Annotated in this window: 13 protein-coding genes; 2 read left to right on the top strand and 11 right to left on the bottom strand. The window is 66.2% G+C overall.

The genetic code is table 11. The features are described from left to right. Positions 1-7 precede the first annotated feature (7 nt). From EJI00_RS05370 to EJI00_RS05325, 10 genes are all read right to left on the bottom strand, one after another. On the bottom strand, positions 8-826 hold the full coding sequence (locus EJI00_RS05370; protein WP_126746438.1) for a M55 family metallopeptidase: 819 nt from the start codon (positions 824-826) through the stop codon (positions 8-10). Between the two features lie 16 nt (positions 827-842). After that, complete coding sequence (locus EJI00_RS05365) at positions 843-1,898, bottom strand: P1 family peptidase (protein WP_126746437.1); 1,056 nt, start codon at positions 1,896-1,898, stop codon at positions 843-845. A 12-nt stretch (positions 1,899-1,910) separates the two neighbouring features. After that, on the bottom strand, positions 1,911-2,831 hold the full coding sequence (gene gsiD / locus EJI00_RS05360) for a glutathione ABC transporter permease GsiD (protein ID WP_126746436.1): 921 nt from the start codon (positions 2,829-2,831) through the stop codon (positions 1,911-1,913). Between the two features lie 10 nt (positions 2,832-2,841). Continuing rightward, positions 2,842-3,762 carry a glutathione ABC transporter permease GsiC gene (gsiC, locus tag EJI00_RS05355; RefSeq protein WP_126746435.1) on the bottom strand — a complete coding sequence of 307 codons (921 nt, stop codon included), beginning with the start codon at positions 3,760-3,762 and terminating at the stop codon, positions 2,842-2,844. Between the two features lie 42 nt (positions 3,763-3,804). Beyond that, the gene (gene gsiB / locus EJI00_RS05350) at positions 3,805-5,355 is read right to left on the bottom strand and encodes a glutathione ABC transporter substrate-binding protein GsiB (protein ID WP_126746434.1); all 1,551 of its coding nucleotides are present in this window, start codon (positions 5,353-5,355) and stop codon (positions 3,805-3,807) included. Between the two features lie 60 nt (positions 5,356-5,415). Continuing rightward, positions 5,416-7,293, bottom strand: a complete 1,878-nt coding sequence (locus EJI00_RS05345; protein ID WP_126746433.1) for a dipeptide ABC transporter ATP-binding protein — start codon at positions 7,291-7,293, stop codon at positions 5,416-5,418. Positions 7,294-7,319: 26 nt separating this feature from the next. Then, entirely contained in the window at positions 7,320-8,282 is a 963-nt protein-coding gene (locus tag EJI00_RS05340; protein WP_126746432.1) for an isoaspartyl peptidase/L-asparaginase family protein, read from the bottom strand. Continuing rightward, on the bottom strand, positions 8,279-9,241 hold the full coding sequence (locus EJI00_RS05335) for a MurR/RpiR family transcriptional regulator (RefSeq protein WP_126746431.1): 963 nt from the start codon (positions 9,239-9,241) through the stop codon (positions 8,279-8,281). The genes EJI00_RS05340 and EJI00_RS05335 overlap by 4 nt, the downstream gene beginning before the upstream one ends. 156 nt (positions 9,242-9,397) lie before the next feature. Continuing rightward, positions 9,398-9,850, bottom strand: a complete 453-nt coding sequence (locus EJI00_RS05330) for a GNAT family N-acetyltransferase (protein WP_126746430.1) — start codon at positions 9,848-9,850, stop codon at positions 9,398-9,400. Positions 9,851-9,901: 51 nt separating this feature from the next. Next, positions 9,902-10,795: a LysR substrate-binding domain-containing protein gene (locus tag EJI00_RS05325; RefSeq protein WP_126746429.1), complete on the bottom strand. Its 894-nt coding sequence runs from the start codon at positions 10,793-10,795 to the stop codon at positions 9,902-9,904. Between the two features lie 92 nt (positions 10,796-10,887). Here EJI00_RS05325 and EJI00_RS05320 point away from each other — a divergent pair, with 92 nt between their 5' ends. Together EJI00_RS05320 and EJI00_RS05315 are read left to right on the top strand one after the other, a co-directional pair. After that, entirely contained in the window at positions 10,888-12,060 is a 1,173-nt protein-coding gene (locus EJI00_RS05320) for an NAD(P)/FAD-dependent oxidoreductase (protein ID WP_126746428.1), read from the top strand. A 52-nt stretch (positions 12,061-12,112) separates the two neighbouring features. Continuing rightward, positions 12,113-13,144, top strand: a complete 1,032-nt coding sequence (locus EJI00_RS05315) for a class I fructose-bisphosphate aldolase (protein ID WP_126746427.1) — start codon at positions 12,113-12,115, stop codon at positions 13,142-13,144. A 91-nt stretch (positions 13,145-13,235) separates the two neighbouring features. On the opposite strand, the gene EJI00_RS05310 is transcribed toward EJI00_RS05315, so the two are convergent. Further along, a complete protein-coding gene (locus tag EJI00_RS05310) occupies positions 13,236-14,762 on the bottom strand; it encodes an alpha/beta hydrolase family protein (protein ID WP_126746426.1) in 1,527 nt (508 codons plus the stop codon). Positions 14,763-14,894: the final 132 nt, after the last annotated feature.

Genomic DNA, 14,894 nt, shown 5'->3' with positions numbered 1-14,894 from the left:
GCTCCTTTCAGCGCAGCATCGACGACATCGCGGAGCAGCAGTTCAGCATTCGCACCGCCGCCTCAACCGTGCCGGCCGTAAAGCGCAGCGTGACGCCATCGACGCGCTCGAAGGTCGGCCATTGGCAGAACAGGTCGGCCATTGCGGGGGATTGCGTGCGCAGCGTGACCGACTGTGTTCCGGCGAACACCAAGGGCTTGCAAGCTGCGCGCGCGGCCAGCCCTTCGGCGACACCCTTGCGAATTGCGGCACGCGCTTGTTCGGGGGACAGCGACACACCGCTCGTGAATCCCGTCGCGCGCTTGGTCTGCACGAACGCGGCATTCGGGAAGAGGGCGCGGTTCTCCTCGATGAACGCATCGTCGCCGCTGCCCATTACCACCGGCACGCCGTATTCACCGGCCAACGCACCGTAGAGTCCGGCCTCGCCGTACTCCACGCCGTTCAGCGCAATGCCCGCGAACGCAAAGCTGTTGATCGTGTGCGCGAGGATGCCGCGGCCCTGCGCGCGCGAGTGATAGCCGATCATGCACAGGGCGTCGACGCCTTCATCCACACCCGCAACCATGCTGAGATACCGCGGCTTGCCCTGGATCACGCGCGCGCGCGCATCGAGCAGGTCGGGCGGCATGTTGCGAAAGCCGCCGTGCGAATCGTTCACCCACACCTCGGTTGCACCTGCGTCGAACGCACCGGCCACGGCCGCGCTGGCCTCGTGCGCCATCAAGAGCCGGGCGCGTTCGAATTCGCCGTTGCCAGCGCGCGTCTGCTCGGGGTGGTAGACGCCGGCCACGCCTTCGATGTCGGTGGAGATCAGGACTTTCATCTTTTGCTTTTGCAGTTCAGAGGGCCGAAGGCGGCAGCAGGGCGTGCAGCGCGGGCCGGTGGTTGCCCTCGCGACCCGTGACCGGCGTGGCGCGCCACAGCGCATGGAGAATGGCTTGCTCGGTGCTGTCGGCCGCCGCTTGAAAGAGACCATCGAGCAGCCCGTCGTGCACCATTGCCACCGCGGGCATGGGCCGCTCGACGCCATCGGGGACGGTGTAGGCGGTGGAGAAGGCCAGCACGATGTCGCCGCTGCCGTGGCCGAAGACCGAGCCTGTGCGTGCGAGGCCCGCGCCGGCGCGCAAGGCCAGGCGCTTGAGCTGGCGCGCATCGAGCGGAGCATCGGTGGCGATCACGATGATGATCGAGCCTTTCTCCGCATCGTTCGCGATGTTCCCGGCGCCGCGCGTGCCCGGCAGTCTGCCGAGCCGCTCGCCGACCGAATGGCCTGCCAGCACGAGTTGAGGTTGCCGCCCGTAGTTGGCCAGCACCAGCGCCCCCACGGTGTGCACACCAGAGTGCGCCGAAACGCACCGCGACGCGCTGCCAACGCCGCCTTTGAGTTGGAAGCTCGACATGCCGCGTCCGGCGCCAACAGATCCCTGCGCGAACTCTTCGCCGGCGCGGTCGTAGGCCCAGAGGTAATCGGCCTCGCTCACCGCCATTCGCTGGATGTCGTTCAGAAACCCGTCGTTGCACTCGAAGACCAGCGGATTGACCGTTGGCAGCGAACGGCCGCACTCGGGATTGGCGGCCACGCAATGGCGGATCTGCGCCGTGGCCACCGTGCCGACCGAGAAGGTGTTGGTCAGCGCAATCGGTGTTTCGAGCACGCCGAGCTCGGCGAGCTGCACCAGCCCCACGCTCTTGCCGAAGCCGTTCAGCACCACGGCCGCGGCCGGCACCTTGTCGCGGAACGGATCGCCGGCGTGCGGACGAATCACCGTCACGCCGGTCTGCACGGCACCGTCGTCCAGCGTCTGGTGGCCGACCGTGACGCCTTCGACATCGGTGATGGCGTTGCGTGCGCCCTGGAGCAAATTGCCGATGTAAGGCAGGGTGGTTGACGACATGAAAGAGGGAATTTATTCGCGGTCGATCTTCGGGTCGAGCGCGTCGCGCAGCGCATCGCCCAGCAGATTGAACGCCAGCACGGTGAAGAAGATGGCCAGGCTCGGGAACAGCGCCACGTGCGGCGAGGTCACCATGTCGGCGCGCGCTTCGCTGAGCATCGCGCCCCATTCGGGCGTCGGCGGCTGCGCGCCCATGCCGAGGAACGAAAGGCTGGCCGCCGTGATGATCGAGGTGCCCACGCGCATCGAGAAATACACGACGATCGACGAAATGGTGCCCGGCAGGATGTGCCGCACGATGATGGTCCAGTCCGATGCGCCGATGCTGCGCTCGGCCTCGATGTAGGTCTGCTGCTTGAGCACCAGCGTGTTGCCGCGCACCAGCCGCGCGAACGCCGGCACGCTGAACACCGACACCGCCACCACCACGTTGGTCATGCTGCTGCCGAGGATGGCGACCACGCCCAGCGCCAGCAGGATGCCGGGGAAGGCAAACAGCACATCGGAGATGCGCATCACGATGCGGTCCCACCAGCCTTCGTAGTAGCCCGCGAGCAGGCCGAAGGCCGTGCCGACGAATCCGCCCACCAGCACCGACAGAAAGCCGGCCATGAGCGAAATGCGCGCACCCATCAGGATGCGGCTGAAGATGTCGCGGCCCAGCGGATCGACGCCGAACCAGTGCGTGGCCGAGGGCCCCGTGTTCAGCATGTCGTAGTCGAAGAAATTCTCCGCGTCGAAGGGCACGATCCACGGCGCGAACACCGCAACGAACACCAGCAGCAGCACGAACACTGCCGCCACGATGCCCACCGGCTGCTTCTTGAAGCGGCGCCAGCATTCGCCCCAGGGCGTGCGGACCTTGCCCGCGGTTTGAACCGCCACCACGGGCGGAACGGTGATTTCGGCAGACACGCCGGAAGCTTGCGTCATGTCGGCTGCCTCACTTGTAGCGGATGGTGGGGTTGATGTAGCCGTACAGCACGTCCACCACCAGGTTGATCAGGATGAATTCGAGCGAGAACAGCAGCACCAGCGTCTGGATGACGGGGTAGTCGCGCATCTGCACCGCGTCGACTAGCAGGCGGCCGAGGCCGGGCCAGTTGAACACCGCCTCGACAAGAATCGAGCCGCCCAGCAGAAAACCGAACTGCAGGCCCATCATGGTCACCACCGGGATGAGCGCATTGCGCAGGCAGTGCTTGATGATGACCGTGCGCTCGCGCACGCCCTTGGCGCGCGCCGTGCGAACAAAGTCTTCCTGGATCACTTCGACGAAGGATGCGCGGGTGAAGCGCGCCATCACGGCGGCCACCGCCGCGCCCAGCGTGATCGAAGGCAGGATGTAGTGCTTCCAGCTGCTGGCGCCCACGGTGGGCAGCCAGCCGAGCTGAACCGAAAAGATCTGCATCAGCAGCATGCCCAATGCAAATGCGGGAAAGGAGATGCCCGATACGGCCAGCGTCATGCCGAGCCGGTCGGGCCATTGGTTGCGGAACACCGCGGAAACGATGCCGATGCCCATGCCGAAAATCACCGCCCACACCATGCTGGTGATGGTGAGCATCACCGTCGGGAAAAAGCGCTCGCCGATCTCCGTCGACACCGGCCGCCGCGTGCGGATCGAGGTGCCGAAGTCGCCTTGCAGCATGTGGGTGAAGAAGCTCACGAACTGCTGCGGCAGCGGCTTGTCCAGGCCCAGCTCCGCGCGCACCATGGCCACGGTCTGCTCGTCGGCTTCCTGGCCGGCGGCAAGGCGCGCCGGATCGCCCGGCAGCATGTGGACGAACAGGAACACCAGCACTGCCACGATGAGCAGCGTCGGGATCAGCCCCAACAGTCGTTTGAGAAAGTAATTCAGCATGGCATACAGGCGATCAGGCCTCGTCGGGGCTTCGGGGGTGGGTCAATTAATCGAGATCGCGTCGATGTTGATGTTGCCGTCAGGCATCACGTGCACGCCCGACAGGCGCTTGGAATGCGCCGACAGGTTCTGCTCGGTCACCAGCGGCACGCGCGGCAGGTCCTTGCGGATTTCTTCCTGCGCGGTCTTGTAGAGCGCGGCCTTTTCCTTGTCGTCCACGGTGATCAGCGCCTTGGCCAGTGCGTTGTCCACCACCTCGCTCTTGTAGAACGACATGTTGTTCAGCTTGGGCGCCCAGGCTTCGGAGGCGAACAGCGGGCGCAGGCCCCAGTCGGCTTCGCCGGTCGACGACGACCAGCCCGTGTAGTACATGCGCACCTTGGCCGTCTTGGCGTCGGGCCATGCATCGACCATCTCGGTGCGCTGGCCCACTTCGAGCGCCTGCACCTGCAGCTTGATGCCCACTTGCGCGAGCTGCTGCTGCACGAACTGGATGGTCTTCTGGCTGGTCGTGTTGTTGTAGGCGCTCCACAGCACCGACTCGAAGCCGTTCGGGTAGCCGGCTTCGGCCAGCAGTTCCTTGGCCTTCTTCACGTCGTAGGGAATGGGTGCCATCTTCTCGGCAAACTTCACGCCCTGCGGCAACACGCCCTGTGCGGGGAAGGCATAGCCGCCGAATGCAACCTTGGCCAGCGCTTCCTTGTTGATGGCATAGCCGATGGCTTCGCGCACCTTCGGGTTGTCATAGGGCTTTTGCAGCATGTTGAAAGCCAGGAAGCGCGTGATGATCGAAGGAATAGCTACCACTTCGAGCTTGTCGCTCTTCTTCAGCAGCTCGGCTTGCTCGTAGGGAATCGGGAATGCGAAATCGGCTTCGCCGGTCTGCAGCATGGCGGCGCGCGTGTTGTTCTCCAGCACGGGCTTCCACTGCACCGTGTCGACCTTGGGATAGCCCTTCTTCCAGTAGCCGTCGAACTTCTTGGCCTTGACCGCTTCGGTCTGCTTCCACTCGACGAATTCGAACGGGCCGGTGCCCACGGGGTGGAAGGCGATGTCCTTGTTGCCCCACTTCTTCAGCGCGGTGGGCGAAATCATCGCGGCCGAGGCATGGGCCAGCGAGTTGATGAAGGGGCCGAAGGGCTCCTTGAGCGTGATGCGCACGGTGGTGGGGTTGAGCGCCTCGACCTTGCTCACGCGGTTGAACTGGTTGTAGCGCAGCAGCTTGTTGTCCTGGTTCAGCACGCGGTCGAGCGTGAATTTGACGGCTTCAGCGTTGAAATCGGTGCCGTCGTGGAACTTGACGCCCTGGCGCAGCTTGATGGTGTAGACCAGGCCGTCCTTCGACACCTCGTAGCCTTCGGCCAGAACGTTCTGGACCTTCAGGTCCTTGTCGAACTGGAACAAGCCTTCATAGAAGGTCTTGGTCACGGCTGTGGTGATGGTCGTGTTGGTGTTGTAGGGGTCGAGCGTTTCGGGCTGGTAGCCGATCGACAGCACCGCGTCTTTCGCGGCCATTGCCGTGCCGGTCATTGTCAGAGCGGCCAGGCCCAGCAGTGCCGATGCCCATCGCAGGGAGGAAGAAGATTGCTTCATGGAAAGAGCTCCAGTCGGTTCGAGAAAAAAAAAGCAGGAGAGGGCCTGCGGGTTGAAAAATCAGAAGGCTCCGCCGATGGCGTGCCGTGCCACGAAGTGGCCGGGCGCAACCTGTACCAGCGGCGGCACGTCGGGCTCGTCGCCCACGGCGCGAATAGGGCTGGGAATCTCGCCTTCGAGCAGCGCGCGCGGCTTGTGGCGGCGCGACGGGTCGGCCACCGGCACCGCGGCCATCAGCTTGCGGGTGTAGGCGTGCTGCGGTGCTTCGAACACGGCGCGGCGCGGGCCGATCTCGACAATCTGCCCGAGGTACATCACGGCCACGCGGTGGCTGATGCGCTCGACCACCGCCATGTCGTGCGAGATGAAGAGAAATGCCACGCCCAGCTCGCGCTGCAGGTCGAGCATGAGGTTGACGATCTGCGCCTGAATGGACACGTCGAGCGCCGACACCGATTCATCGGCCACCACCACCTTGGGGTTAAGCGCCAATGCACGCGCAATCGCGATGCGCTGTCGCTGGCCGCCCGAGAATTCATGCGGATAGCGCTGCGCCACCTCGGGCGGCAGGCCGACCTTCTGCAATAGCCAGTCGACGCGCCGCTGCGCCTCGGCGCCCTTGGCGATGCCGTGAATCAACAGCGGCTCCATGATCGAGAAACCCACCGTGACGCGCGGATCGAGCGAGGCGAACGGGTCCTGAAAGATGAACTGGATATTGCGGCGCAGCGCCTGCAGTTCGCGCGTGGGCAGCTCGCGGATGTTCTGGCCGCCGAACTCGATCGCGCCGCTCTGGCTCTCGACCAGGCGCAGCAGCGAGCGGCCGGTGGTCGACTTGCCGCAGCCCGACTCTCCCACCAGCGCCAGGGTTTCGCCGGGGTAGAGGTCGAAGCTGATCTTCTCGACCGCATGTACGCGGCGCTTCACGCGGCCGAAGAAGCCGCTGCGCACGTCGAAGCGCGTCACGAGGTCGCGCACGCGCAGGATCGGGCCGGCTTCTTCGCGCACCGTGGTTTGCGGTGTGGTGTCGGTGACCGGCACGGCGTCGGGGCTGCCTTCGGTGCGCAGCAGTTCGAATTTGGCGGGCAGGTCGGTGCCTTGCATGGCGCCGAGCTTGGGCACGGCCGACAGCAGCGCCTTCGTGTACGGATGCTGGGGGGAGGCGAAGACCGTGTCGGAACTGCCTGCCTCCACCTTGTCGCCGAGGTACATCACGAGCACGCGGTCGGCAATGTCGGCCACCACGCCCATGTCGTGCGTGATGAAGAGCACGCCCATGCGCATCTCCTTCTGCAGCTCGCGAATGAGCTGGAGGATCTGCGCCTGAATCGTCACGTCGAGGGCAGTGGTGGGCTCGTCGGCAATCAGCAGCTGCGGCTTGCACGAGAGCGCCATCGCGATCATCACGCGCTGGCGCATGCCGCCCGAGAGCTGGTGCGGAAAGCGGTCGAGCACGTTGCGCGCTTCGGGAATGCGCACCAGCTCCAGCATGCGCAAGGCCTCGGCGCGCGCGGCCGCGTTGCTCTTGCCCTGGTGGATGCGAATGGCCTCGGCAATCTGCTCGCCGGCGGTGAACACCGGGTTCAGCGAAGTCATCGGCTCCTGGAAGATCATCGCGATGTCCGCGCCCCGGATGTTGCGCATCTCGGCGTCGCGCGCCTGCGCCAGGTCGAGCACTTCGCCGTTGCGGCGGCGAAACGCCATGCGCCCGCCGAGGATGCGGCCGCCGCCGTGCTCCACCAGCCGCATCAGCGCCAGCGAGGTCACCGACTTGCCCGAGCCTGATTCGCCCACCACCGCGAGCGTTTCACCGTGGTCGACGTGGAAGGAGAGGTTCTTGACGGCATCGACCGTGCGCTCGGAAGTCGAGAAGCGAACAGTGAGGTCGTCGACGGCGAGAACGCGGCCGTCTGGCAGGGCGAGGGCAGGGGAGGACATGGGATGCAAGAAAGAGAGAGTGCGCGTCAGGCGAAGATGGCCGTCACGGGGGCTTCGTCGCCGCGGGCATGGCCGCGGTACATGCCTTCGCTGTTGAAAGCGAGGCTCAGGTTGCCGTGGCGGTCGATGGCGATCAGTCCGCCAGTGCCGCCGATGGCGGGTAGCGACTGGTGCACCACGGCACGGGCGGCGTCTTCGAGCGTGGCGCCGCCGTAGGCCATGCGCGCACAAATGTCGTAGGCGGCCGCAACGCGGATGAACATTTCGCCGCTGCCGGTGCACGAGACGGCGGCGGTGCGGTCGTCCGCATAGGTGCCGGCGCCGATGAGCGGGGTGTCGCCGATGCGGCCGACGCGCTTGTTGGTCATCCCGCCGGTCGAGGTGGCCGCGGCCAGGTGGCCGTGCATGTCGAGCGCCACGGCGCCCACGGTGCCGAACTTCTTGTCTTCGTCGAGCGGCGGCGTCATGGCGGCACCTTCGTGGTCGGTCACCACGCGGCCGGTGTCGCGCACGCGGTAGAGCTGCTGGCGGCGCGCCTCGGTCGAAAAGAAAAAGGGCCCGACCATTTCGAGCCCGCGCTCGCGCGCAAAGGCTTCGGCGCCCGCGCCGGCCAGCAGCACATGGGCGCCGTCTTCGAGCACGGCGCGCGCGGCGCGCACCGGGCGGCGAATGTGGCAGACCCCGGCAATCGCGCCCGCGGCCAGGGTTGCGCCGTCCATCACGGCGGCATCGAGCTCGTGGGTTTCGTCGTGCGTGAAAACCGCACCGTGGCCCGCGTTGAAGAGCGGGCACTCTTCGAGCAGTTCGACCGCGAGGCAGGTGGCGTCGAGCGCGGATGCGCCCTTGAGCAGCGCTGCCTGTGCGGCACGCATGATGTTCTGCAGCGCGTCGTGGTAAGCCTGCGCCTGGGCGGCGCTGGTCGTTGCGGCGCTGATGGTTCCGGCTCCGCCGTGAATGGCGATGACCGGGATGTTGCTGCTGTTCTTCATGAGGAGGATTTCTTCTTTTTCTTTCGGGCGCCGGCCGAGGCGGCACTGGCTGGTTGCGCGGCAAATTCCGCCCGCGCCAGGCCTTGCGCGCCATGCAGCCAGGGGCGCACCGCTTGCAGGATGCGGCTCGCGGACTGCACCGCACGGGGCGCACGCAGCGCCACCGCGCTGGTCAGCGCCTCGATCAATGCCAGCACGCTGGTTTCGCAGTTCGGCCGGTAGCTGGTTTCGGTCTGGCAATAAAGCGCCACGTCAGCCAGCGGCGCCAGCGGCGAGCTCGGCCTGTCGGTCAACGCCAGCACGGCGCAGCCCTGGCCGCGCGCAATCTGCGCCAGCGCCACCGTGTCGGTGAGGTAGCGCGGAAAGGTGAGGCCGATGAACAGGTCCTGCGGCCCCGCATGCATGAGCGTGCGCGCCGCATGCGTCACGCCGCTCACGCTGGAGAGCATTCGCACGTCGTTGCAGCTGCCGTCGAGGCCGTGCTGCAGCAGCCCCGCCAGCCATGCGCTGGCGCCAAAGCCGCCGATGTACACCGACCGCGCCTTCAGGATGCGCTGCACCGCGGCCTCGCAGGCGGCATAGTCCAGCGATTGGCGCGTGGCTTCGATGTTGCGGCGGCTCTCGTCCAGCGCGGTGGCAAACACCTCGGCGACCGTGGTCGGATGCTCGAGGTTCCCGCGCAAGCGCTCCACCGGCGCCACCAGCGATTCGAAGCCGCGCACGAGCTCAGCCCGAAAGGTGGCGTAGCCGTCGAAGTCCAACGCGCGGGCAAAGCGGTTGGCCGTGGCAACCGACACGCCCACCACCGCTGCCAGCTCATCGATCGGCAGCGTGGCGACCTGCAGAGGGTGTTCCAGCACGTAGTCGGCCACTTGGCGGTGCGAACGCGTCAGCCGCGGCAGGGCCTGCGCGATGCGCTGGGCCACGGTGGTGCCGGTGGTGTCTACGTTGGTGCTCATTCGTGGGGCCGTGCACTCCAAAGGAGAGCGTTTGATGAAAATGAGTTTACAAATATAAGACAAAAAAGAAAATTTTCTGTCATTTTTGATCGAATGAGCAAATTTCGGGCCCGTGAGAGGCCGATGCGAGAGGGCGCGAAGATGGCCGGCCGGAGGCTAGGCGACGCCTTTTTCCATGAACACGCTGTATGGATCGTCGGGGTAGGCCCCGAACGGCCCGCGCCTCAAGTAGCCCGCGCTGGCGTAGAAAGCCAGCGCTTCCGGCTGGCTGATGCCGGTCTCGAGCGCGAATCGCGTGCATCCCTTGCCGATTGCCTCGGCTTCGAGAAAGGCCAGCACCCTCGCGGCAACGCCTTGCCCGCGGTTTTCCGGCCGCACGAACATCCGCTTGAGCTCGCCGTAGGCGGGCTCCAGCACCATGGCGCCGCAGCCCACGGCCGCTCCGCGCTCGTCGCGCGCAACCGCAAACAGCACGTGCGCCGCCGACAGCGCGGCAATGTCGATGCCGTAGTGGCACTCGGGCGGATAGAGCGGCTTCTGGTAGGCGTCGAGTGCTTCGATGAGCTGGACGACATCGGGCTGGTCGGGGTGTTCGAGGGCAATGTTCATGTGGAGGCTTCTTTGCAACCGGCGAATCTTATGAGCCCTGCTCGGGGCCTTTCAACCGGGCGTAAGGCTGAGCACCCAGCCCTTGAAGTTCTCGAGCGCCCCTGAAGCCGGCGGGCCTTCGGGGTAGGCGAAGTAATACCCTTGGCTGACCTCCAGGTGCCGGTCGATCGGTACCACGAGTTCGCCAGTTCGCAGTTCGCGCTCGATCAAAAGGCGCGGGGCCAGGCCGACACCCATGCCGGCCGCCGCTGCGGCGGTCACCATGGTGAAGAGCTCGTAGCGCGGGCCACGCGAGGCGTGCAGCGTGTAGTCCCAGCCCTGCTGCGCATACCAGTCGCGCCAGGCGTGCGCGCGGGTGCTCAGGTGCACATGGCGGCAACGCCCGAAGGCCGCTTCGTTCCATGGCCCGTTGGCATCGCGGAACGCCGGGCTGCACACGGGGACCATCTCGCCTTCGGAAAAGATCAGCCCGCCCTGCGTGCTCGGCCAGAACTGGTCGCCGAAATAGATGGCGGCGTCATAGGCGTTTTCCTGGAACGAGAAGGGCTGCGTGCGTACCGAGAGATTGACCGTGATGTTGGGGTGCTGCCGGCTGAAATCGGGCAGCCGCGGAATCAGCCATTGGGTGGCGAAGGTGGGCACCACGGCCACTTCGAGCACAAAACCCATGTCGTGGCCGGCACTGATTTCCAGCGTGTCGCGCCGGATCTGGTCCAGATGCCGGCGAATGCGCGCCGCGTATTCGCGCCCGGTGTCGGTAAGCGTAAGCCGCCGGCGCACGCGCGAAAACAGCGGCACGCCCAGCCGTTGCTCGAGCGTGGCCACCTGCCGCCCGACGGCGCTTTGCGTCAGCGCCAGCTCGGCCGCGGCCCGGGTGAAGCTCCCCAGGCGCGCCGAGGCCTCGAAGGCTTGCAGTGCACCCAGATTGGGAATGTCTTTTCTCATCGTTGCTATTCTGCGGTTCGGTCTCGCGATTTTTCGCGGCGCTTGTAAGAATGGACCTGTCGGCGAGCAGCAAGCAGCAAGAAAGGTATTTCATGCGTCGTGTGGTGATCATCGGCGGCGGGGCCATCGGTTCCGCCATTGCCTATTTTCTGAACCAGGATCCGTCGGAGGAGCCGTTCGACGTGACCGTGGTCGAGCGCGATTTCTCGTACACGCAGGCGTCGTCTGCCTTGTCGGCGAGTTCGATCCGGCAGCAGTTCTCCACCGCCATCAACATCGAGATGTCGCTCTACGGCATCGACTTTTTTCGCAGGCTTGGCCAAACCCTGCGCGTGGGCGACAACGTGCCCGACATCGGCCTGGTCGAGCCCGGATACCTGTACCTGGCCCCTCCGGAGGGCGTCGAGGTGCTGCGGGAGAACCATGCAACGCAGAAGGCGCATCGTGTCGACGTGGTCCTGATGACGCCCGAACAGCTGAAAGCCCGGTTTCCGTGGATTTCGACCGAAGGCATCGCGCTGGCTTCGCTGGGCCTTTCGGGCGAGGGCTGGTACGACGGCTACAGTCTGCTGCAGGCGTTTCGAAAGAAGGCCATTTCACAGGGCGCGCGCTATGTGCAGGCAAAGGCGACCGGGCTGCAGCGCAGCGGCCGCGCGCTCACGGGCGTGGAGCTGGACATCGGGGACCCGATCGAGGCCGACGTGGTGGTCAACGCAGCGGGCGCATGGGCCGCCAAGGTGGCCGGCTGGGCCGGCATCGACTTGCCGGTGCGCGGGCGCCGCCGCATGGTGTTCAGCTTTTCGTGCCCCGAGACCTTGCCGGGCTGCCCGCTGATCATCGACACATCGGGCATCTGGCTGCGCCCTGAAGGCCGCCGTTTCATCTGCGGCTTTGCGCCGCCGCAGGACAGGGACCGCGACGATGCGCCGCTCGAGGTCGACTACCGCGTTTTCGAAGACTTCATCTGGCCGGCGCTGGCCGCGCGCGTGCCGGTGTTCGAGGCCATTCGCATGACGAGCGCGTGGGCCGGCTACTACGAGATGAACGTTTTCGACCACAACGCGATCCTCGGGCTGCACCCGGATTGCGACAACCTCTACTTTGCCAACGGCTTTTCGGGCCATGGGCTGCAGCAATGCCCTGCGGCGGGGCGTGGCGTGGCGGAGCTCATCCGCTACGGCGAATACCGCAGCCTCGACCTGTCGCCGGTGTCGTTCGCGCGCATTCTCGAAAACAGGCCGCTGGTCGAGAAGAACGTGATCTAGCCGGAGGCCGGGCAGAGGCGTACGATCATTCGCAAGCGAGGGCCACAGCATCATGACTGCACAGGCATTGATCGATACCGCACAGGCGCTGGTTGCCGGCGACAAGGGCTTGCTTGCCATGGACGAGAGCAACGCCACCTGCCACAAGCGCTTTGCGAAGCTCAACATTCCCCAGACCGAAGACGCACGCCGCAGCTGGCGCGAGCTGATCGTGACCGCGCCCGGCCTCGGCGCAAGCATCAGCGGCGCGATTCTTTTCGACGAAACCATCCGGCAGCGCACGAGCGGGGGCGCGACCTTTGTCTCGGCACTCGAGGCGGCGGGCATCATTCCGGGCATCAAGGTCGACACGGGCGCGAAGCCTCTGGCGGGCCACCCGGGAGAGACGGTGACCGAGGGCCTGGACGGCCTTCGCGAGCGGCTCGCCGAGTACGCCGGCATGGGGGCACGCTTTGCCAAATGGCGCGGCGTCATCACCCCCGGTGCCGGCTTGCCGAGCCGTGCGTGCATCGAGGTCAATGCCCATGCGCTGGCCCGCTACGCGGCCCTGTGCCAGGAGGCCGGGCTGGTTCCCATCGTCGAACCCGAAGTGCTGATGGACGGGGACCATTTCCTCGCACGCTGCGCGGAAATCACCGAAGAAACGCTGCATGCGGTCTTCGTTCAATTGCGTTTGCAGGGCGTGCTGCTGGAGGGCATGCTCTTGAAGCCCAACATGGTCTTGCCCGGCCAGGCCTGCCCGATCCAGGAGAGCGTGGACGAGGTGGCCGACGCCACAGTGACCTGCCTGCTGCGCACCGTGCCCGCGGCCGTGCCGGGCATCGCGTTCCTTTCGGGCGGCCAGTCGGCAGAGCTTGCTTCGGCACGGTTGAACGCCATGAACGCGCGGTTCGCTTCGCGGCTGCCCTGGGCGCTGGCGTTCTCATACTCGCGCGCCGTTCAGCAGCCGGCGCTGGATGCATGGAAGGGTGACGCCGCCAATGTCGCTGTGGCGCAGAAGGCGCTCGTGCACCGCGCCCGTTGCAATCAGGCCGCGCGTCGCGGCGAATACGACGCCTTGGCGGATGGGCTTGAATCGAGCTGAAGGTACCCCGCCGGCGGGAGCGCCGCCCTGAAACCGACAGCGCAAGCAGCGCAGCCGCTTGCGTGCTGATCAGAGATCGCTCAATTGCCGCTCAGGGCGGGCAGGGCCGCGCCGCCGCCGCACCCGGCCGCGTTGCCTGACTGGTGGGGCTTTCGTCCACCGCGCCGAGTGGGCGAGTGAAGGTGCAGCCGTAGGCCGGGTTTGCCACCGTGGCAGCCGTGACCACATCGTCACCCGCCGGCTTCACGCCGTCGCGCTCCCACTTGATCATGGCGTCGAAGGCTTCGACCTGCTCGGCGATCGTGAAGTCGCAATGGGAGATGCCGCGCACGGCGCGCTGCACCAGCCAGTCGCCGTTGCCCTTGGCCGCAACGCGCTGGCGGTAGATCTGCTGCATGCTGAAGGGCACGTACAGGTCGCCCAGCGTGTGCAGCGATACCACCGGGATCTTGAATTCGCCGTTCGCCTTGGGAATCCAGCGCAGGCCGTCGGTGCGCAGCCGGTTGGCGTCGGGCGCCGCGGTGAGCTTGAGCACCGATGCGTTCAGCGCCGTCGTTCCCGCCACGTCGCCGTCGATGGTGTAGGTGAAGCGGTTGGTGTCGAGCGTGCTCTTGTTCAGGATGCCATTGACGGTGCCGTCGCTGCCGAACACGCCCCAGACCGCAGCGAACGAGCCGCCCTGCGTGAAGCCCAGGTCGAACATCGGCCGCTCGCCGCCCGTGAGGTTCTTCACCACCGAGCCGAACTTCAGGCCGGTGGCCGTGGGGGTGCCCGGAAAGGCCGTGTAGAGCGTGGCCGTGACCTGCGTCCTGATGTCCAGCCAGTTGACGGTCGGGTACTTGGGCAGACCTGCCAGTGCCTGTGCGGCGATCTGTGCGCCTGCAAAGTAGTCGAACAGCTCGGTATCGCCGAGCACGCCGCACATCGGCACTGCGCCGTTGTATTTGACCTTGTGGTTGGCCGTGGCGAAAGCCTCGTCCTCGATGGCCGCCGCGGTGATGTGGCCGCCCATCGAATGGCCCGTGATGTAGATTTTTGAAGGCGCAGCGAGTTCGCGGCCGTTGGCCTTGGCAATGGCGTTGAACTGCAGGGCCAGCGCGTTGGTGTCTTCCACGCCGGCGCGCACGTCATAGAAGTTCTTGCTGTAGCTCGATGCGGCCCAGGCGTAGCCGTTCTGGATGAGGTAGCGGCGGATCGAGGGATTGCTCACCACCAGCAGATTGCCGTCACCGGCATATCCATGCGCGTACATCACGAGCTTGCCGTTCCAGTTGGCGGGCACCTCGACGCGGTACTGCGCGCCGCCGAGCATGCCGGCCCAGCGGCTGGTGGTGGCGTTGTCGACGGTGTCGCTGGCGTCCGAGGCGAGCGCCGCAAAGGTGGTGGCTGAAGCATCTGCGGGCGCAAACGAGTTACGGCTGTCTTGCAGGCGCGTCTCTTCGGGCGGCGGCGGGGGCGGTGGAGGAGGAGGGGGCGGCGCTGGGGCCGGGGCCGGGGCCGGGGCCGGGGCCGGCGGCAGCGGGGTGAACGCAAAGCCGCCCCCGCCGCCACCACCGCCGCAGGATGCGACGGCAAGGCTGGCTGCAAGGGCAAGTAATGTCAGGCGCGCGGAATGCATGGGATGTCTCTCTCCGTTCTTGTGGTATTGGGAAGAAGAAGCCCGGCGCAGCGGTGCATCGCCAGGCCGTAGAGAACGACCGTGCTATTTCGCTGGACCGGCGGCGCAGCGTAGGGGCGTTGCCGGGCGCAT

The organism is Variovorax sp. DXTD-1, assembly GCF_003984625.1.
Classification (GTDB): Bacteria; Pseudomonadota; Gammaproteobacteria; order Burkholderiales; family Burkholderiaceae_C; genus Variovorax.
Note: the sequence above shows the minus strand (reverse complement) of the source record. Positions and strands in the feature narration are given on the sequence as shown.